The 20,397-nt window shown below is 43.3% G+C and carries 16 protein-coding genes; 2 read left to right on the plus strand and 14 right to left on the minus strand.

Annotated features, from left to right (window positions below):
- Positions 1–149: 149 nt before the first annotated feature.
- The 12 genes from nrdB to QJS82_RS04095 form a co-directional block, all read right to left on the minus strand.
- Complete coding sequence (gene nrdB, locus QJS82_RS04040) at positions 150–1,283, minus strand: class Ia ribonucleoside-diphosphate reductase subunit beta (protein ID WP_281491302.1); 1,134 nt, start codon at positions 1,281–1,283, stop codon at positions 150–152.
- 77 nt (positions 1,284–1,360) lie between these two features.
- Positions 1,361–1,732 (minus strand): hypothetical protein, encoded by a 372-nt coding sequence (locus QJS82_RS04045; RefSeq protein ID WP_281491303.1) that lies wholly within the window; start codon positions 1,730–1,732, stop codon positions 1,361–1,363.
- A 22-nt stretch (positions 1,733–1,754) separates the two neighbouring features.
- The gene (locus tag QJS82_RS04050; RefSeq protein WP_281491304.1) at positions 1,755–2,042 is read right to left on the minus strand and encodes a type II toxin-antitoxin system RelE family toxin; all 288 of its coding nucleotides are present in this window, start codon (positions 2,040–2,042) and stop codon (positions 1,755–1,757) included.
- Positions 2,032–2,283: a type II toxin-antitoxin system Phd/YefM family antitoxin gene (locus tag QJS82_RS04055; RefSeq protein ID WP_281491305.1), complete on the minus strand. Its 252-nt coding sequence runs from the start codon at positions 2,281–2,283 to the stop codon at positions 2,032–2,034. The genes QJS82_RS04050 and QJS82_RS04055 overlap by 11 nt, the downstream gene beginning before the upstream one ends.
- Before the next feature lie 125 nt (positions 2,284–2,408).
- A complete protein-coding gene (locus QJS82_RS04060) occupies positions 2,409–2,942 on the minus strand; it encodes a DUF6680 family protein (RefSeq protein ID WP_281491306.1) in 534 nt (177 codons plus the stop codon).
- A gap of 123 nt (positions 2,943–3,065) precedes the next feature.
- The gene (gene nrdA, locus QJS82_RS04065; protein WP_281491307.1) at positions 3,066–5,342 is read right to left on the minus strand and encodes a class 1a ribonucleoside-diphosphate reductase subunit alpha; all 2,277 of its coding nucleotides are present in this window, start codon (positions 5,340–5,342) and stop codon (positions 3,066–3,068) included.
- Between the two features lie 552 nt (positions 5,343–5,894).
- Entirely contained in the window at positions 5,895–6,275 is a 381-nt protein-coding gene (locus QJS82_RS04070) for a YbeD family protein (RefSeq protein ID WP_281491308.1), read from the minus strand.
- Between the two features lie 127 nt (positions 6,276–6,402).
- Complete coding sequence (locus tag QJS82_RS04075) at positions 6,403–7,101, minus strand: class I SAM-dependent DNA methyltransferase (RefSeq protein ID WP_281491309.1); 699 nt, start codon at positions 7,099–7,101, stop codon at positions 6,403–6,405.
- Between the two features lie 86 nt (positions 7,102–7,187).
- Complete coding sequence (tenA, locus tag QJS82_RS04080; protein ID WP_281491310.1) at positions 7,188–7,835, minus strand: thiaminase II; 648 nt, start codon at positions 7,833–7,835, stop codon at positions 7,188–7,190.
- Between the two features lie 471 nt (positions 7,836–8,306).
- Positions 8,307–10,229: an RNA polymerase sigma factor RpoD gene (gene rpoD / locus QJS82_RS04085; protein WP_201563538.1), complete on the minus strand. Its 1,923-nt coding sequence runs from the start codon at positions 10,227–10,229 to the stop codon at positions 8,307–8,309.
- 667 nt (positions 10,230–10,896) lie between these two features.
- The gene (locus QJS82_RS04090; protein WP_281491311.1) at positions 10,897–13,068 is read right to left on the minus strand and encodes a DNA primase; all 2,172 of its coding nucleotides are present in this window, start codon (positions 13,066–13,068) and stop codon (positions 10,897–10,899) included.
- 178 nt (positions 13,069–13,246) lie between these two features.
- Positions 13,247–14,419 carry an outer membrane protein assembly factor BamD gene (locus QJS82_RS04095; protein WP_281491312.1) on the minus strand — a complete coding sequence of 391 codons (1,173 nt, stop codon included), beginning with the start codon at positions 14,417–14,419 and terminating at the stop codon, positions 13,247–13,249.
- Between the two features lie 942 nt (positions 14,420–15,361).
- Here QJS82_RS04095 and QJS82_RS04100 point away from each other — a divergent pair.
- Together QJS82_RS04100 and QJS82_RS04105 are read left to right on the plus strand one after the other, a co-directional pair.
- Positions 15,362–16,438 (plus strand): RluA family pseudouridine synthase, encoded by a 1,077-nt coding sequence (locus QJS82_RS04100; protein WP_438656654.1) that lies wholly within the window; start codon positions 15,362–15,364, stop codon positions 16,436–16,438.
- Positions 16,439–16,668: 230 nt separating this feature from the next.
- Positions 16,669–17,565, plus strand: a complete 897-nt coding sequence (locus QJS82_RS04105) for a purine nucleoside phosphorylase YfiH/LACC1 family protein (protein ID WP_281491313.1) — start codon at positions 16,669–16,671, stop codon at positions 17,563–17,565.
- Between the two features lie 121 nt (positions 17,566–17,686).
- Here QJS82_RS04105 and QJS82_RS04110 read toward each other — a convergent pair whose 3' ends face one another.
- Positions 17,687–18,919, minus strand: coding sequence for a YeeE/YedE family protein (locus QJS82_RS04110; RefSeq protein WP_281491314.1), 1,233 nt, complete (start codon positions 18,917–18,919; stop codon positions 17,687–17,689).
- A 361-nt stretch (positions 18,920–19,280) separates the two neighbouring features.
- Positions 19,281–20,162 carry an IS982 family transposase gene (locus QJS82_RS04115; RefSeq protein WP_281491201.1) on the minus strand — a complete coding sequence of 294 codons (882 nt, stop codon included), beginning with the start codon at positions 20,160–20,162 and terminating at the stop codon, positions 19,281–19,283.
- Between the last annotated feature and the right edge of the window lie 235 nt (positions 20,163–20,397).

A 20,397-nucleotide genomic window follows, 5' to 3' on the forward strand; every position in this document is an offset into this window, starting at 1 on the left:
ATGGTTCTTTTAAATGATAAAATCTTCCTAAAATAACATTGGCCTAACCTTAAAATAGTAAGGTTAAGCCATTACAATCACGTGATTAACTTTTAACTCTATTTAAGCTCAAAGCTCTTAAACATCAAAGCTATTAAACATCAACGCTTTTAAAGTTCAAAATCATCAAAATCGCTGTCTGATAAATCTGAGTCAATTTGACCGACCAAGTACGAGCTGATTTCAGTTTCTTGCGGCGCCACTTGGACATTGTCAGAAGACAACCACGTATTAATCCATGGAATCGGGTTTGATTTAGAGTTCGGGAATGCCACTGGCAAGCCAACCGCTTCCATACGTAAATTGGTGATATATTCGATATATTGGCAAAGGATATCTTTATTTAAGCCGATCATTGAGCCGTCTTTAAACAGATAACCCGCCCATTCTTTTTCTTGCTGCGCCGCTTTGGTAAAGATATCGATGCTTTCTTGATAGCACTCATAGGCAATATCAACCATCTCTGGGTCATCTCTGCCATTGCGCATCAAGTTTAGGATATGCTGTGTACCGGTTAAATGTAGCGCCTCATCACGGGCGATTAATTTAATAATCTTGGCATTGCCTTCCATCAGCTTACGCTCAGCAAAGGCGAACGAGCAGGCAAACGACACATAAAAGCGAATGGCTTCTAAGACGTTAACCGCCATCAAGCATAAATACAGCTGTTTTTTCAGCGATTTTAAGCTGACGGTTACTTCTTTGCCATTGACGGTATGAGTGCCTGCGCCATACATATTGTAGAGCTGTGAGTTGTAGTACAAGTCATCGTAATACTTGGCGATGTCAGCCGCACGCTCTAAAATGTGCTCATTTTGCATAATATCATCAAAGACAATACCCGGATCATTGACGATATTACGAATGATATGGGTGTAGCTGCGCGAGTGAATGGTCTCAGAAAACGTCCACGTCTCAATCCACGTTTCAAGCTCAGGAATAGACACCAGTGGTAATAGCACCACGTTTGGGCTACGACCTTGGATAGAGTCGAGTAGGGTCTGATATTTTAGATTACTGATAAAGATATGCTGCTCATGCGACGACAGATTGCCATAGTCGATACGGTCGCGCGACACATCGACTTCTTCTGGACGCCAAAAGAACGACAGCTGCTTTTCAATTAACTGCTCAAAGATAGGGTGTTTTTGTTGGTCATAACGCGCCACGTTGACCGGCTGACCAAAAAACATCGGCTCTTTTAGCGCATTGTTTGGCGTTTGGGAAAAAATCGAGTAAGTCATAGTTCCACCTTTATAAGTGATACAGTTGTGAATCAAAAGTTTTAAAATGCCGCCTGAGAAATACTTTCAAAAGGGCGTTATAAGTTCTCTAAAGATATTTGGGTCGGTTCTTGTCCATCATTCATATACGCTTTAAAAATCTCGCTAAGCTCACTATCATCCAATCCTTCCAGCTCATCGATAGCGCTCTTACGCAGCGTACTTAAATCTACCTCTGCGGCTTTATGTGTTTCTTTTTTTAGCGGCTTTTTTACTGGTTTTTTTGCTTGTTTTGGCGCGTCCATCTTTGGCATTGCGCTGCTATTCAATTGCTGACGAACTTCCTCGATATCGACTTCTACTTGCACGATATGCGAGCCACCATCGTTTAGGTCGGAAAATACGTTAGGGATAAACAAACCACCGTCTTTGATGATTGCGGTATATTGCACGTCTATGACCTCCGTCATTTTTATTCTTTGTGTGTTTCAATTATGGTTGGCGCGACACAAGGCTTTCATATACCTTATTGTTTTCTCTTTTGCCTACGGCTAGCACGTAAACCACCACCACGTCATCTTTGACGGTATAAACCAGACGATAGCCTATGGTGCGTAGTTTGATTTTATAGGCGTCTGTATGTCCTGAAAGTTTCGACGCAGGAACACGAGGGCTTGCTAAGCGCTGCTGTAACTTTTTCTTAAACTGCTGCTGAATACTGGGCGCTAACTTTTTCCATTCTTTTAATGCTAAGGGATGAAACTCAAGATTATAAGTCATCCAATGTGACCTTTATAGGTATTTGCCCGTCATTCATTCGGGCGCTAACCGTTTGGCTTAATGCCATATCGTCCATCGCTTCCATCATGCGCTCATACATGTCTGTGGAAACTAAGTAAGCGACAGGTTTATTGTGGTTTAAAATAGCAATAGACTCACCGTCTGATTGTTTAATCAGTGCCGAAGGGTTGTTTTTCAGCTCTGAGATACTGGCTGTCTGTGTCGCAAATATTGGTTGCATGATTCATTCTCCGCTAAAAATATGCTCTAAATATAGGGCTAATATTAGCACGAAAATTAGGTCTTAATTATTGTTCTGAAGTTCAAAGTTGTAAGTAGATTAGTGTAGAGATGCAAGGAAACAAGTTATTTAAAATTTTGTACTTCGTAAGTTTCGCCTAAACCATGCTCACTCTTAAAGATTATAGGAATTGCATTCTTACCATCTAAAATGGAAGTTAATCCTTTCAATATTTTTCGCTGGTCGGATTCAATATCATCATGACCCATAGGTCGATAACAACCTCTTTTTAATTGAACCTTATCAAAATCATACTCAAGATATTTAGCCATGGTATAGAGCAACTCCACTAATAATTCTACACATTTTTCGCTCCAAGCAATGATACTTTCATTTGATGACTGGCTATTTAAGTGATCGTAATAAATTCTCCACGCAACTATTACTTTTTTATTCCTATAGAAATCTATATCAATCATATTCAAAGCAGTTACATGATTCTGGCTTAGAGTTGTAGCACGAGTTGACATTAAAGTATGGAATATGTATAGCTTTCGATTCCTAGATTCTCGTTTTATTTCAAGGTACTTCTGAATTTGTACTGCAAATATAGGACCGAGAAAAACAGCAAATATCATAATGATATCTGTAATATCCATATATTTTCCTCTCTAGTTAAAAAAAACAGTTAATAGTATTTAATAATAAACATGCAACTTGTTAGATAGACAATAACAAAAAGCGAGCTTAACCCAAAAGCCAAACCCGCCATCCATCAAAACCTAAATTTTACATGCACCGCCAGCACAATCATCTTCCATATCCGCTTGGGCATCGTTCGCACCATCACGAGTGTTATGGTAATACAAAGTTTTCACGCCAAGCTTATACGCCGTCAACAAATCTTTTAGCAGTACCTTCATCGGTACACGCTGACCATCAAAGCGCGTTGGGTCATAGTTGGTATTGGCAGAGATACTTTGATCGACGAACTTCTGCATGATAGCGACCAGCTTTAGGTAACCGTCATTGTTCGGCATTTGCCATAGTAGCTCGTACTGATCTTTTAGCTTATCAATCTCAGGCACGACTTGCTTTAAGATGCCATCTTTTGACGCTTTGATAGACACCAGACCGCGTGGTGGCTCGATACCGTTTGTCGCATTAGCAATCTGGCTAGAGGTCTCAGACGGCATCAAAGCAGTTAGGGTAGAGTTGCGCAGACCATGAGTGGTGATTTCACCCCGTAGCGTTTCCCAATCGAGATGTAGCGGCTCTTGGCAGATTTGATCCAAGTCTTTTTTATAGGTATCAATCGGCAAGATACCTTGCGAGTAGGTCGTCTCATTAAATGCCGGACACGCACCTTGCTCTTTTGCCAATTTGTTCGACGCTTTTAAGAGATAGTACTGTAGCGCTTCAAAGGTTTGATGGGTTAGACCAAGCGCGCTGCCGTCTGAATAGCGGACGCCATTTTTCGCTAAATAATAAGCGTAGTTAATCACGCCAACACCTAAGGTACGGCGACGCATACTACCATTTTCAGCGGCTTTTACTGGATAGTCTTGATAGTCGAGCAGGGCATCAAGCGCACGGACGATAAGTTCTGCTGGCTCTTCGATATCGCTAACGTTTTCAACTTTACCTAAGTTGACCGCTGATAGCGTACAAAGGGCGATTTCACCGGTTTCGTCATTGATGTTATCAAGTGGCTTGGTCGGTAGGGCGATTTCCATACATAGATTTGACTGGCGAATCGGCGCAACTGTGGCGTCAAACGGGCTATGCGTGTTGCAATGGTCAACGTTTTGGATGTAGATACGACCGGTGCTGGCGCGCTCTTGCATCATCAGACTAAACAGCTCAGTGGCTGGAATTTGACGGCTACGAATGCTAGGGTCGTTTTCGTATTTGGTATATAGCTCTTCGAACTTGTCTTGATCTTCAAAGAACGCATCATACAAGCCCGGGGTGTCGCTTGGTGAAAATAGCGAGATATCTTGACCTTTAATCAAACGGGTATACATGGTTTTATTTAGCTGCACGCCATAGTCCATGTGACGGACACGGTTGTCTTCAACGCCGCGGTTGTTTTTTAGTACCAATAGCGACTCAACTTCTAAATGCCATAATGGGTAAAATAACGTCGCAGCACCGCCACGCACGCCGCCTTGTGAGCAGCATTTAACCGCAGTTTGGAATAACTTGTAAAAAGGAATACAGCCAGTATGCTGCGCTTCGCCGCCACGGATAGGGCTACCAAGGGCGCGGATACGACCAGCGTTGATGCCGATACCGGCTCGCTGCGACACATAGCGTACGATGGCGCTGGTGGTGGCGTTGATAGAATCTAGGCTATCACCACATTCAATCAATACGCACGAGCTAAACTGGCGTGACGGCGTACGTACACCTGACATGATAGGTGTCGGTAGAGAGATTTTGAATTGTGAGGTTGCATCATAGAAGCGTTTAACGTAGTCGAGACGCTCTGACTTTTCATAGCTGGCAAATAAACACATACCAACCAGCATATATAAGAACTGCGGGCTTTCATAAACGGTCTTGCTGACGCGATCTTGCACAAGGTATTTACCCGCCATTTGCTCGACAGCAGCATAAGCAAGATTCATATCGCGCCAGTGGTCAAGATATTCTTCTAATTCATCAAATTCCGCACGGCTATAGTCAGCTAGGATATGCTGATCGTATTTACCGGCATCAGTTAGCTTTTTAACATGGTCATACAAGTGAGGAGGGGTGAATTTATTATAAGCAATCTTACGCAAATGGAAGATGGCCAAACGCGCGGCTAAATACTGATAATCAGGCGTGGTTTCAGAGATAAGGTCAGCGGCAGACTTGATGATGGTCTCATGAATATCACGAGTTTTGATGCCTTCATAAAACTGAATGTGCGACTTTAGCTCAACTTGTGATACCGACACATTATCTAAATCATGAGCAGCCCACTCGATAACCTTGTGAATCTTATCTAAATCAATAGGCTCTAAACGTCCATCACGTTTGGTTACTTGGATTTTATCGATATGTGTCATGCTGACCTCGTAAGTTGATTGCTTGGCAATTAATTTATAATGATGCTTATAGTGTTACTTATAGTAATGCGGCGCGGTTAATAACGGCGGGCATTCTTTATCACGCTATCTTTATGACGCTATAACATCCTGTCATGGCAGAGTGTTTTTTTTAGGCAAAACGATGCCATTGCTCATAGTGAGGGTTTAAATCACTGAGCACTACATATAGCGTATTTGTTAGTAGGTGGACACAATATAGCGGGAAAATTTTGAAAATGCTATATTGATTTTAGCGGCAAACTATGTTGATGAGAGGGTAAAGCGTGTCCAAATTTTGGCAAAGGACGATGGGATAAGGGTTAGACGCCAATAAGAAAAATAATAAAAGTTTTGTAAAAAATGGCGCGAATTTACTTTTTATTGTTGGCTAAATTAACGAGCGCAAATCTGCTGAATGGTGCGCATATTTCGGGTGGTGATTGTACCCCAGCCAATAGAAAATCGCCACCCATATGAGTGACGATTTGGACGAAAAACGGGCTGGTTTTTCTTAAATTGATAAAACTATGATTAGACGACCATGCGTACCGTTTTTGCATTATCGAGTGATGCATAAAGCGTGTTTACTTGCTCAACGGTGGTCAAGTATAAATTGGCACGCACCGAATGGAAGCGTCCTGTTTTTGACGGTTTAACTTCCATAGACGCCAAATCAAACTCTGGAAACTGGCTACCAAGGATAAGCTTCACTTCATTGAGTAAGCTATCATGCTGGCCTTCATGACCGATGATGCTGAGTGGGTAGTTCATTGGGAACTGCCAAAGCTCAGGATTTTGTACGTCGGTTTTTTTGCCTTTTAAGATACCGTCATTGGCGACCAGCTCAGTGACTTTGACTTCTCTTTTAGGCGTTTGATTTGGGTTAGTGGTGTCTTTTGGATCATCAGTCATGATGTTGTCCTTATCTTTGTGAAAATATGAGCTTATGGGTTATGCCGATAAGCGCTTTATTTACCATTTATAAGGCCACTCATCATATTATTCAAGGGTCACCAAACGTTAAGCGGTATTAAAACCGTTATTTTTTATAACCACATACCGCCACATAATCGCCGCGATCATAGCCTTCGATGACCTCTTGTACCTTGTCATTGGCATACATAGGATGGGTCAATAAAGTCTGCGCATATTCGAAATCGACAAAACCATTGGCTTGCATTAACTCGATTTTCTCATCAGAGGTACGCCAGTTTGCTGACTTCACCAGCTCAATAGGATAAGGGTCAGCAGGGGAGATGTGTTCGAGTAATGGATGCTCCCATGTATCTACCGCGCTCGCTAAATTGTATAAGCTGGCAAAACCGCTTTCTTTTGGCACATCAATCAGGATAAGTTTGCCGCCAGTCTTTAGAGCATCAAAGGCCTTTTTAATACAGACATCCAAATCGCTGATATAGCTGACGCTGCCGTTAAACATGATGATATCAAATTTATTAGGCTCAATCTCGCAGGTTTCAGCAGGGCTGATATCCACTTGCAAGCCGCGCTTTTCAGCGATTTCAGCCATATCTTTCGATGGCTCGATACCATGCGTGATATGAATATCGTAATCTTTGGCCAACAGTGATTCGAAAAGACCGCTACCACAGCCGATAGACAATATCTCGCTATCTTTATCTAAGAAGTGAGCGACCAGCTTTAGCTCACTGGTCAGTAAGTTTTGGTTGTCAAAAAACCAGCTGTCATACGCGCTTGCGTGTTCATCGAATGCTGCCATGGTGTTTCTCCTTGTTGATCGTTATTATTGATCATTGTTTTTGATTTTAGAGGGCTTTTTTAGAATCAAGCTAGATTGAGTATAAGTTAAGACAAATCTAACGCCTGCTGCCAAAAATTGACTTCCATACGTGCGGCGGTGTTAAATAACCGCTGAAACTTGTCTGCTTGAGCAGGGCTGGCATCGACTAGTAGCGTATTAATTTGCGCTTCGTTCTGCGCGGTAATTACTTGAAATTCATCACTGGAAAACACGTTAATCCATGGTTGATAAGGGTTGTTATCGATAAAACCGTCATCTTTGATGCGTTTACCAATTTCTCCATAGCCCATCAAACAAGGCGCAATAGCGGCATACAGTTCGGCCAGCGAGCCTGACATCGCAGCGTCTAATATATAGCGACTATAGGCGATGGTGACGGCAGATTCAGGGGCGTTTTCCACTTGTTCAAGTGGTATATTCCACTGACGGCAGAAATCCAAATACATGGCGATTTCCATATCGAGCATGGCATTGATACCTGCTTGACCGACGCGCATTTGTGCCAGCATGTCGCTCTTATATACGCTCAGCGCCATCACGCGGGTATAGTGAATTAAGTATAAATAGTCTTGCACAAGGTAGTGGCGAAAGCTGCCAGCGGCAAGCGTACCAGCGGTCAGCTGCTTGACAAAGTCGTGCTGAATGTAATCATCCCATGTGGGGCAATTGTGACGTAGCGTTTGGTAATCCATAGTTTTCACTTACTTTTATAAAACGCAAGCAAGCAAATGGCAGGAAACGAGAAGTGATAAGGCACAAAAAATTTGCCAGTCTAGGTTAAATAGATTGGCAAAATATGAAGTAAATGTGACTTATCTATCGACACGCTTGTTTCCTACGTCAGTGCTAACTGCATCAGGTTCGCGGGTAACTCTCAGCCATGATTTTGATTGTAGTTAAAGCGTCAAAATCAAAGCACCCCGACAAGGTTTATTTTTTAATAATAAATATAAAATTTAAATGGTTTTGAGCTGCTATTATTTAAGCTGATCAGCCCTATGATAGGCGAACTCAGCCATCATTAGCAAGAGATGTCCAAAAAAGTGGATATAAAGAAGGTTTTTGGCGTTATAAGCTTACAGGCACAAAAAAGCTGAGATATACTCAGCTTTTTTGGTTTGTCACTAGGCGTAATAAGATGTGCTTAGCACATACTATCTACATTAGTCATTTTCAAGGAATGAGCGTAAGTGCTCAGAACGTGAAGGATGACGCAATTTACGTAAGGCTTTTGCCTCAATCTGACGAATACGCTCACGCGTTACATCAAACTGCTTACCAACTTCCTCTAACGTATGGTCAGTTGGCATATCGATACCAAAGCGCATTTTTAGCACACGCGCTTCACGCTCAGTCAAGTTGCCTAATACATCACGCGTCGCTTCGCGCAGGCCAGCTGCGGTCGCATCATCGACAGGGCTTGAGATCGTACCATCTTCGATGAAATCGCCTAGGTGCGAGTCTTCATCGTCACCGATTGGCGTCTCCATAGAGATAGGTTCTTTGGCAATTTTTAGCACTTTACGGACTTTAACTTCGTCCATCTCTAAGCGTTCGCCTAATTCCTCAGGCGTTGGCTCGCGGCCCATTTCTTGTAGCAATTGACGTGAGACACGGTTTATCTTGTTAATGGTCTCAATCATATGCACAGGGATACGAATCGTGCGCGCTTGGTCAGCGATAGAGCGGGTGATTGCCTGACGAATCCACCACGTGGCATAGGTTGAGAATTTATAACCACGGCGGTATTCAAATTTATCAACCGCTTTCATCAGACCGATATTACCTTCTTGGATTAAGTCCAAGAACTGTAGACCACGGTTGGTATATTTCTTAGCGATAGAAATTACCAGACGCAAGTTAGCTTCGACCATCTCTTTTTTGGCACGGCGCGCTTTTGCTTCGCCAACGGCCATACGACGGGCGACGTCTTTCATGTCGTGGATTTTCATATCGAGCTGCTGCTCGTAATCACGAATTTTACGTTGTAGTAAAATCACATCGTCAGCGACTTTTTCTAGCGTACCTGCAAAAGCAGGCTTGCCTTTGATACGCTCAATGAGCCAATCAACGTTGGTTTCATTGCTAGGGAAAGTTTTACGGAATTCATCACGCGGCATACGACCACGGCGAATCACCAAACGCATGATTTGACGCTCTTGCTTACGCACATCATCATAAACATCATGCATGATAGCCATGACTTGGTCTGACAAGCGATTGTTAAGCTTTAACATCATAAAGCGTTCGGCAAGTAGGGCATAAGCAGCATCTGCTTCTACGCTACCACGGCCATAATCAAGCAAGGCTTGTTTGGCTTTAATAAATAAGTGTTCGATCTCTTCTAGACGTAAGCGTACTTCTTCTGGATCGATACCGCCGGTTTCTTCTTCGGCTTCTTCTTCAACTTCGACCTCGTCGTCCTCGTCATCATCGTCAAGCGCAGCTTTGGCATTGGCTTTTGGTTTGATAACTGGCGGATTCTCTTTTTCTTCTTTAATACGCTCGCGTTCTTCTTTCGCCGCTTCTTTTGCCTCTTGGGCGGCGATTTTGTCTTCTTCGGTTTCAGGGTCTAAAAAACCTGTGATGACGTCAGACAATTTTTTCTCGCCATCTTGGACTTTTTGGTACTCATCAAGGACGAACTGTACCGTACCCGGCCAGTAAGACATCGCATGCTGCACGTCACGAATACCTTCTTCGATACGCTTAGCAATGGCAATCTCGCCTTCACGGGTTAAAAGGTCAACCGTACCCATTTCACGCATATACATACGCACAGGGTCAGTAGTACGACCAGGCTCAGTCTCGACCGAAGCCAAAACTGCTGCTGCCTCATCGGCTGCCATGTCATCATCGCTTGAATCATCGTTCATCAAGATGTCATCGGCGTCAGGCGCAGATTCAAAAATTTTAATGCCAACGTCCGTTAGCATTTGCACGATATCTTCAATCTGATCACTTTCAGTAATAGAGTCGGGCAGTTGGTCATTCACCTCAGCATAGGTCAAATACCCTTGCTCTTTACCCATTTGGATTAAGGTGGCCAGTTGAGATGTGGACTTAGAAACTGACTTATCGTTCATAAATACTCGCTTGCTTGTATCGGACATTTTTATATTGTGACTCGCTATCGCTTACGGGGTGCGTTGATATAATCAATCGATTCATCAAAATATGGCGTAAAGGTTGTCAATAATAACAAAAATGAGTGGATATGAATAAAGGCTCAAAATACTACAATTACAATACTAAAAAACCGCTAAAAATTGGTCATGCGCAAAATACTTCAAAATCATATTACCTAAAAATACAGTTGCCTAAAAATACGGTTATCTAAAAAATACTATGAGCTAAAAAATGGTCATTTAAAAATACAGCGATTTAAAATTTATGTTTTAAAAAGCGCTTTGAAAATGCATACCTAGAGCTGTGCTTTTAGCTAAAATTGTGCTTAATGATGCGGGTTTATCGTCATCTATTAAGTCGGGCTATAAATAGTTAGCGACACAGTTTAACACAGACCAGCGTAATCAAGCACGAGCTAGTGATGCTCGCCGCTATTTATCTAGCATTTATCTGGTATTTATTAATGATATTCCCCATTATTTTTCACCCATTGGTTTTTTATCAGTAGCCTGATTGAGGGCGGTATATACAACTGGGCATAATCATTAATAGTGGGGGCAACCGCGATGCTTTTAAAGGGTCGCTGCCCATAAATAAAATCTAGGACGTATCCCAGCCTAGCCGTTAAGATTTCACCGTTGCCATTTGTGCCGATTGCTCTGCTTGTTGTGCGCGTAACCAGTCGTTTAATAATTGTGACTGCTTACGGACAATCGCCAGTTTTATATTGTCGGGGTTCTTAACCAAATCTTGGATTTTTTTCTTCATATGACGTTCAATCAACTGGCTGACCAACTCTTCAACCAAACCATCAAGGCTTAAGATATTGCGCGTGGTAAGCGCTTTATAAAATCCGCTCCAATCGCGGCTAAGCGTCTCTTGGGTGCTGGGTTTGACATTGGATAAGATAAAGTGCGCCGCTGCATTGGCGTCTTTAGGCAAATAATTAAGACAGCGCTTAATGGTGCTGACGATATCGAGCAGGGCGTTATCTTGCAGGTCTTCCCATGCCAGTGGACGCAATATATCAGCAGAGGCTTTTTGTTTAATATGCGCCGGCAGCTGCAAATCATTAATACCTGCCTGCTGCCAAATGGCTTCGATAGGGTCATCACTTAAGGCGCGCGGCTGGAATAAAAAACACAGCTGCAATTGCTGACTGATGGTCATATCGCCATCAAAATCTAGCAGCGCGTCTTTGGCATCTTTGTTTTGACTACGTTTACCGCCCAGCTTTTGATAAATGTCATTATTCAAAAGATAGCGAAAACTACTGCCTTTAGGTAGGGCGGTGGTCAACGCGCGCACTTGCGACATAAGCTTGGCTTTACCTTCTGCCAAGGTTAAGTCGTAGCGTTCACTTAAGTAAGCAAAAATATACTGTGATAGCGGCATGGCCGTAGCGATTTGCTCACGCATCGCATCCGCGCCCTGACTTTTAATAAAAGTATCAGGGTCATGATTGTTAGGTAAGGTTAAAAACCGTAGCTCTTTATCATCGCCAAGTACAGGCAGCGCGACTTCAAGGGTGCGCCAAGCGGCCTTTTGTCCCGCGCTATCACCATCGAAGCTCAATGTTAGGGTAGGGTTTAATGTCAACAGCCGTGATATTTGGCTCTCATTAATCGCCGTACCCATAGAAGCTACCGCACCATAAATCCCTGCTTGATAAAGGGCAATGACATCCATATAGCCTTCGACCACCAGCCAATCATTTGCGCGCTGCTGGCGAGATTCGTAATAGCCGTATAGTACATGCTGCTTATGGAAAACCGGCGAGTCAGATGAGTTGATATATTTGGGTTTTACTTCGTCATCAAGCGCGCGACCGCCAAAACCAATGGTGCGACCTTGGTTGTCGCGAATCGGGAAAATAACCCGATCACGAAGTAGGTCGTAATCGCGCCCTGATTCTGACTTTCGCACTAAGCCCAAGGCTTTAAGGCCTTCAATATCCTGCGGGAATTGATGTTCAAGATGCTGCCAACCAAAGGGCGCATAGCCTAAACCAAAGGTTTCAAAGATATCTTCGGTGATGCCACGCGATAAAAAGTAATGCTTGGCATGCGGATGGATAGTGAGATTATGCTGATAAAACTGCTGGATTTGCTCTAGCAACTCGTAAAGATTGCCGTCTTTATCAGAGACGCTATTATCATTGTAGAGAGCAGTAGTATCAGCATCACCGGTTAACCATGCAGGTGGATAACTACTATTGTCTTGATAGTTGGCATCACCTTGATAGCTAGTATCGTAGTCATCCATCGCATAAGGAACGGAATCATACGCCTCTAATGGCGGATAATTGTCATAGTTGTCGTTATAAGCTGGCGGTTGCGTATCAGCAGCTGGCACGTTTATGGATGACTGGTTATCGGCTACGGGCTGGTTATTAGTCGATTGTGGCTGCGTTGCTGCTGGCTCAATAGCGGTTTTTGGCTTGGTTTCCGGCTTAGCTTTTGGCTTAATTGGGGCACGCTGATAGCTGACGTTTTGCTGCTCTTCTTTTGGTACTTCGATGCCCGTTTGTTTGGACAGCTCATTAACCGCTTCGATAAAGGTTAAGTTTTCATAATCACGCAAAAAACTGATGGCGTTACCACCGACACTACAGCCAAAGCAGTGATAGATGTTCTTTTGCGGATTGACATAAAAAGACGGTGACTTTTCGCCATGAAACGGACAGCAGCCTTTGTACTCACTACCGGCACGTTTAAGCGTGGTATGACGCCCAATGATACTGATTAAGTCAGCTTGGCTATTTAATTGCTCAAGAATATGGTTAGGAATGCTCATACAAAAAACAGTTTACCATAGGTCAATTATATTAAGCATCGACAATCAGTTAGAAATAAAGACTGAAAGTAGATAAAAAGTATAAGAAGTAAAAACAGAAAAATAAGGCCAACAGAATGTTGACCTTATTTGTGATGATAGGCGCTAAGCGTCTAAAATAGACGAGGGTAGTATCAGTTTACTCCGCAGGTATCGTCGTACGGCGTACAGGATTGGTGTTTTGCGGATCGACATTGGCTTCTCTGGCGGCATCGCCGGTGCTCGATTGGCTCGTCACGCGTTCAGCTGACGCTTCAGGTAGACCTAGACCCATATTAATGTCAGTAGTACGTTTTGGAGACATATTTAACGGGGCGTTAGCATTAGTACTCGCGTTGGCTGCTGCCGCATTGTTGCTAGGCAATCTTAATTGGCTGGCATTACGGATAACTTGAGTTTTGGTGGCACCATTGTAATCGCCTGTCGCAACTGAGGTGTCTTTATTAAAGCGGTTCAATTGCCCAAAGGTCAATTTATTAAACAAAGTGCGCTCACGTTTGGTATTGAGTTTTACGCGTCCATCAGCGCTTAGCATGTTTGGATAGTTAATCTGCAATAGCGTTTTATATTCTTTTGCCAAGTCATTAAGACCGAGTTTTTCATGGCTATAAGCCAGTACCGCAATAGCGTTAGGTACTGATTCGCTTAATGGATAGTATTGGAATACCCACTTGGCACGGTTTACAGCCGCGACATAGGCTTCGCGCTCGATATACCAATTCGCCGCGCTCATCTCGCTTTCGGCAAACTGATTATAGATAAAAGTCATACGCTGAGCGGCATCTGGCGCATAAGGGCTGTTAGGGTATTTATTGATAAGCTCTTGGAAGTTAGCAAAGGCAATACGCAAATACGCGGTATCACGCTCAGCTTGATTGAGCTTAAACAGTTTTAGACCTTCTGACGAGCCTTGCATATTGGCCACGCCGCGTACGTAGTAAGCATAGCTGACTTGCGGATTAGACGGGTACAAATTAATAAATTGCTCAGCGCTGGCAGCAGCGATCTCAAACTTGCCACTTTCATATTGAGCGTACATCATATCGAGCAATGCTTGTTCGGCATATTGTCCGGTCGGATAGAAGGTGCGCAGATTGGTCAAATCTTCAACAGCTTGCGTATAGCGACCTTTATCAATCTGGGCGATGGCGTCATTATAGTAACGCTGCTCTGACTTCTCAGCAGTTTCAACCGCATCCACGTCTTTACCGCCGGTTAGGTTTTTAAACGTTTGACAACCCACCAAGTTGATACTTAAGGCAAGTAGGGTGATTGAGGACAGTTTGATAAACGTATTGCCAACAGCTTGCATACTTCTTCTCCGACACAAGACGCGTAATAGCAGCGACGCTATTAGGCTAAATAATAAAAGGATAATAATGAAAAAAACGATGCTTGCGGCATCCGTTAACTGTCTATTAGTGAGTAGGCGCTATAAATAAGCACACTCATTAGCAACAGAATTTTTATCGAATGCAGTTTTGCTCGTATGAGTAAAATATATTTATTTTAAAAATTCAGTGCCATAGCATACAGCAAAACATGGCTTACTTTATAGAATAACCTTTGCTTCGTCTATTTTTTCGTTATCTATTTTGTAGTTAAACGGCGAATGCTTTATGTCTGGTTACGCTAATGCTTTATGTATGGTGGCCATAGTGACGCCATAGTGACGCCATAGTGACATTGTCCCGTAGTGTAGCATGAGCCGCTGTCACGAGCGATAATGAATATGGCTGACAAGGACAAATATACAGTAAATTACAGCCATGTTATATTTTAGAGAGTTAATCTAGCGAGTAACGCCCAGTATATGACGGCTGAGAACCTGTCGCATGGTCATGATAAAATCATAGATAACGCGCAGCTTCTGTAGGGCTTGGGCGTTCAGCATGTTACACTATGACGATGTGACTTTTGCTTTTTTGCCCGCACTTATTTTTGCCGGTCAGCAAGCGTTAGTCTGCTCTCTTATGAGGTTAGCTTACAAAACAATGTAAGCGACTTTACCATGTATGAATCCGCTATGAATAATGATGCTATGACGACCAATTTACCTAAGAATCAACCGCTAGATGCTAATATATCACCATCAACATCAGAAACGCTATCTGCGCAAGAGTTATCCGCGCAACAGTTAGCCATGAAAACTTCACCAACGAAAGGTTCACCCGTGCAAAAATCGACGATACCAAATGAGTTATTAGAGGATAATGAGCTGCTTGCTGACCATGAAAGTGCGCCTGATGAACAGATGCAAGAGCTATCCGATGATGATGAGCTAGATGAATTGGTGGATGGTGAGCTACTTGATGAAGAAGATGAGGACGGCGATGATGCAGCGTCAGCCGCTGGGCAAGCCGTCCCTGTCATCGTTGATGTCACACATACGGTAGTAGAAGAGGAAGCGGGTTTACGTATTGATAAATTGGCGTCAAAAGTATTTACCGATTTTTCGCGTGCCCAGCTACAAGGGTGGATCACTGACGGCAGCTTACTTTATAACGGTAGTGTGCAAAAACCAAAAATCCGTGTCAAAGCCGGTGATATCTTACATTTATCGACGACCCTGCAGCAGCATAGCGAAGATCAGCCAGAGAACATCGATATCGACGTGGTTTATGAAGACGACGATGTTTTAGTAATTAATAAACCTGTTGGTATGGTTGTCCATCCTGGCGCTGGCAATCAAACCGGCACTTTGGTGAATGCGCTACTGTATCACTACCCGCAGCAGCACCATTTGCCGCGTGCCGGACTGGTACACCGTATTGATAAAGATACCTCGGGGCTATTGCTAATCGGTAAAACCAAGCCTGCGCAAATGGCATTGATGGAGCAGCTCAAAGACAAGTCCGTCTATCGTCATTATCAATGTGTGGTAGCAGGAGATGCAGCAAGTTTACTGCGTCATCGTCGTATTGACGCGCCCATTGGTCGCCATCGCAATCAGCGTACCAAAATGACCGTGATGACGGCAGGACGCGAAGCCGTTACCCATTTATTAACCGTGACGCCGCTTAACGATAACTACTGTCTGCTAGACGTCAGTTTGGAGACAGGGCGTACGCATCAAATTCGCGTGCATCTTAGCCATATTACGTATCCGATAGTCGGTGACCGTGTCTACGGTGGTCGTCGTCAATTGCGTGCTGGTTTAACAGAAGCGCAGCGTCAAGCGATTAATAATTTCCCGCGCCAAGCATTGCACGCCTATACCTTGGGTTTCGTTCACCCAACGACTGGCGAAGATATCGAAGTCACCACACCCATCCCTGAAGATATGCAGCAATTGATGGCAGTCTTAAGCGATGGCTATGACGAAGAATAATCATTCATGACTTCATGATGTTTAACCCCACTCTCAACTTATTTTTCTAAGGTATTGGTTTACTTAGTTTTTAAAATTTCAGTTAAAACAATTAAAATTTTAAATTCTATAAAAATCAAAAGCCTACGATAAGTTGAGATTGGCGTGATGTTTATTTAAAAAGTATAAATTAGCGCTAATGCCTTAATAACGATAACGATAACGATAATGAGAAGTGTGGTAAATCGACCATGACTAGCACAATAAACAAGCTTCCTATTACCTTGCTTGTTCAGCTTGATGAAGTGGCTGTTTTCCAAACAGCGGCTTTTATCAGTGATGATAATCCTGACGCTACTGCTGCTAATTTGCAAAATCAGCTGCAAACAGACCAGCAAACCCAAGCAAGTTATGGGGCGCTAAATTTAGGCTTGCATGTTAATGACAATGCAAAGACGGTCTTAAACAATCGCATGCATTTGCTGAGCGCTATCAATGAGCAATTGGCAGCAACACAGCGCCAGCCTATTGATAGCTTATACTGGCTCAATCAGGTTCATGGTAAGCAGATTCATGATATCGATGCGACTGCGCTGGCTATGCGTCCGCTTGACGCCGATGCCATGGTCAGCTGCCAAGCGGACTTAGGGCTTGCGGTGATGACCGCTGATTGTGTGCCGATAGTCTTATACCAACCAGCAACGGGGCAGATAGCCGCCATACATGCGGGCTGGCAAGGGCTGGCATGCGGTGTTATTAAAACGACGGTTGAACGCTTTAGCAGCTCTGAACCAATCATGGCGTGGATAGGAGTTTGTATCAGTCAAGAAAATTATGAAGTCGGCAGGCAAGTACGAGATAAGCTGTTAACAGGTTGTATTGAAAATCAAACCTTAGCAGCGCAGCATCTAGAGAGCTTTGAAGAACGTTACGTCTTAGCTTCTGAAGCGGATAAAATTAAGCTGAACTTACCACAATTGGCGGCTGACCAATTAAAGGCAGCAGGCACTATAGTTAGCAATGAGGCCGCTATACCTTGTAGTTATGCTGACCCGCATTATTATTCTTATCGGCGTCAAACGCATCTTCAGCAGCCTGCGACAGGACGTATGGCATTGGTCATTGTCCGCAGCTTTGCTGTTTCTTGATACAAACAATTGGCAATAGTTTTTAAGTAATGAAGCGCATTATATTGATGGTGCAATAAAAAATAGCAGGCTTATCATTAGCCTGCTATTTTTTTGTTTTATTAAGACGACATTTGATGAATTAGCATACAGAATCATTCGATTTTGGCACAGACAGCCCGAATAAAGGACGCAGATATAAGGCTAAAAAAGTTCCTGCCATCGCCATGATGCCCCATATATAGCCATGAGCACTAAAAGAGGCGATACCGCCGAAGTAAGCACCGATGTTACAGCCGAATGCCAAACGTGCGCCATAACCCATCATTAACCCGCCAATCACCGAAGCGGCGAAATTCCCCAAAGTAATCTGGGTAAATTTGAATAAACCACCCGCTGCTGAGGCAATAAAAGCGCCAATGATAATGCCGATATTCATGACTGTGGTTGAATCAGCGAAAATAGATGCGTTCAATGCGGCGGCATTCGCCCCTTGCCAATAGCCCCAGTTGGCAACATCAACACCAAAATTGCTGGCGATTTTAGAGCCCCACAATGAAAATGCAGAAGTAATGCCCCATGGTTGACCACGCGTGAGCAAGGTTAAAGCATTTAATATCGCTAAGACAATGGCGGCTGCGAATAACGGCCAAGAACCTCGAAAAATACGTCTCCAACCTGACTCAGTTGGAACGGGAGCCATCTTTGGAGCCTTGGTCTTTTTCTCAACAACGAGCGTAACCCACGCAATCAAAGCAAACAGTATTAAAGATAACACCCAAGCACCGCTATAACCAAGACCAGTAGAGGTGGCTAAAGAAAAAGGCGCAAAAGACGGCATCTCTTCTGTCCAAAACGGCAGATGATAAGCACCAATGGTCGCGCCAATGACGAAGAAAATAAAGGTGATAAACATCACCGAACGTCCGCCACCTACTGCGTAAAGCGTACCAGAAGCACAGCCGCCGCCAAGCTGCATGCCAATACCGAATACAAAAGCGCCGACCAGTAAACTGACACCGACTGGCGACACATAACCTGCGACCGAGCCGCCAAAAATCGTCGTACCATAAGCGAGAATGGGTGCAAACAACGTAACCGCAACGGCCAACATCAACATATGAGAACGCATGGCTTGCCCATTACCAACCGACATCAGGCGTCTAAAGGCAGAAGTAAAACCAAAGCGGGCATGAAATAGGGTATAGCCGAGCAATAAGCCGATAGCAAAAAGCAGCGGCTGGGCGGTAGTCTGGGTAATAGACAGATAGACCAACAGGATAAAACCAACAATAACACCAGCTATTATCAATGGTTTTTGTGGCTTATTTAAAGCCAGCGTCTCTTTAGCAATAGGCTCTCGTGTATCGTTCATGGGCTGAACGCTCGTCGTTATAGTCGTCAAGGGAATCACATCCTTCTCTGATATAATATTTCAGAGTTCATTGTTCATTGTTCATTGTTTGTATCATTGGTTATGATAAGGTATTTGGAATATCCAACAGATTTTTCTAGGTATGATTGAATAAGGGCTATATGATAGCCCCGTTTTAAAGAATCACTACTAGAAGAGCGGGAATTAACATATTCATATATGGAATAAGTAGATAAAAATCAATGAATAAATCGTATGACATGGAAATATTGAGCCGATATCTTTTTTTCGCTGTGTTTCACTGTATTTCGCTATGCTTCTCTGTATCTAGTCATATTAATAACTATATTATACCCCACTCTCAACTTGAAATAAGCAAATCAAACTGAAGAGGCGGATTACCAAGTTTTTTGTTGAGTACAAAGCACAGATTATGCGACAGAATCTTACGAATCAATCGATGAGACAAATGCCATAAATCTCTTGCTCTCACTCTTTGTATATTAAATCGTTCTGATAGCTGACCAATGACTGTTTCAACGATACGGCGGGCTTTCATTAGCCGCCTTACCACAGGTTTGGGTCTATCCTCTTTCATGTTGGCTCTGAGTGGCGTTTGTAAATCCACACCTTGAGCATTGTAGTACGATGTCAGACTAGGGCTGATATACCCTTTATCAGCGCCAAGTAGCCCATGAATATGAGTGGTGATTTCTGGGGCAACCGCTCTTTCATCAACATTGGCAGGAGCAAAGGTAAAGCCTTTAATCATGCCCGATAAGTTAACAAGCAAATGGCCTTCAAAGCCATAGTACCTCTCTTGCTTAGCGGCACAGTAGCTAAAAGCTGCTAAGTCTTGATAATTCTTATGCCGATAAGCGCGTCCATAATGACAGACGGGTATCGGAAAGCCATCCATAAAATGAATGTTGTCACGGCCCTCAAGTTGACTGACTTTATCTTGTATCTGCTGTTTGACTTGCCACAGATTGGCGCAATGCTTTGCGAAGTTAGGATATGAGCCGATGGCTGGAAACCAGGCTTGCCAATGCTGGGTAAAGTATTGCCAAATCTGTTTGTCTTGATCAAGGTTTAAAAATTCACCGACCATCTCCATGCAAATGATCTCAGGATCACTCAGCTTTGGTGCGTAACCTGCACCTCGCAAGGGTTTGGTGACGACTATTTTGTAATATTGCTCTACCATTAAATAGATATTGATGATAAATTCGTCTATGGGCATCTCATGACTCCGTTGTATTCTTGGTCGAAAACAATAGATTAGTGAGGTGCTCTTCTTTTTTCAATCACTTTCGAAGTTGAGAGTGGGGTATATTATCCATTTAATTTTGCCTTTAAGTTCAGCGTCTAAAAATAGCGCGGCTCAGTGAAGGTTGAATTTATCAAAGCTTGCCTCATATCAATGAATTAATGCGTCCGCTGTCCTATATAATAGTTAGCTGCTACATAACAGTAGC

The sequence above is a fragment of the Psychrobacter maritimus genome (genome assembly GCF_029953575.1).
In the GTDB taxonomy this organism is placed as follows: domain Bacteria; phylum Pseudomonadota; class Gammaproteobacteria; order Pseudomonadales; family Moraxellaceae; genus Psychrobacter; species Psychrobacter maritimus.

Coding starts and splice junctions, on each gene's coding strand:
- QJS82_RS04075 (WP_281491309.1), bottom strand. CDS start 7,101: ATGGCAGCATTCGATGAACACGCAAGCGCGTATGACAGCTGGTTTTTT.
- nrdB (WP_281491302.1), bottom strand. CDS start 1,283: ATGACTTACTCGATTTTTTCCCAAACGCCAAACAATGCGCTAAAAGAG.
- QJS82_RS04115 (WP_281491201.1), bottom strand. CDS start 20,162: ATGCCCATAGACGAATTTATCATCAATATCTATTTAATGGTAGAGCAA.
- QJS82_RS04090 (WP_281491311.1), bottom strand. CDS start 13,068: ATGAGCATTCCTAACCATATTCTTGAGCAATTAAATAGCCAAGCTGAC.
- rpoD (WP_201563538.1), bottom strand. CDS start 10,229: ATGAACGATAAGTCAGTTTCTAAGTCCACATCTCAACTGGCCACCTTA.
- QJS82_RS04060 (WP_281491306.1), bottom strand. CDS start 2,942: ATGGATATTACAGATATCATTATGATATTTGCTGTTTTTCTCGGTCCT.
- tenA (WP_281491310.1), bottom strand. CDS start 7,835: ATGGATTACCAAACGCTACGTCACAATTGCCCCACATGGGATGATTAC.
- QJS82_RS04050 (WP_281491304.1), bottom strand. CDS start 2,042: ATGACTTATAATCTTGAGTTTCATCCCTTAGCATTAAAAGAATGGAAA.
- QJS82_RS04055 (WP_281491305.1), bottom strand. CDS start 2,283: ATGCAACCAATATTTGCGACACAGACAGCCAGTATCTCAGAGCTGAAA.
- QJS82_RS04100 (WP_438656654.1), top strand. CDS start 15,362: ATGCAAGAGCTATCCGATGATGATGAGCTAGATGAATTGGTGGATGGT.
- QJS82_RS04105 (WP_281491313.1), top strand. CDS start 16,669: ATGACTAGCACAATAAACAAGCTTCCTATTACCTTGCTTGTTCAGCTT.
- QJS82_RS04110 (WP_281491314.1), bottom strand. CDS start 18,919: ATGAACGATACACGAGAGCCTATTGCTAAAGAGACGCTGGCTTTAAAT.
- QJS82_RS04045 (WP_281491303.1), bottom strand. CDS start 1,732: ATGACGGAGGTCATAGACGTGCAATATACCGCAATCATCAAAGACGGT.
- QJS82_RS04070 (WP_281491308.1), bottom strand. CDS start 6,275: ATGACTGATGATCCAAAAGACACCACTAACCCAAATCAAACGCCTAAA.
- QJS82_RS04095 (WP_281491312.1), bottom strand. CDS start 14,419: ATGCAAGCTGTTGGCAATACGTTTATCAAACTGTCCTCAATCACCCTA.
- nrdA (WP_281491307.1), bottom strand. CDS start 5,342: ATGACACATATCGATAAAATCCAAGTAACCAAACGTGATGGACGTTTA.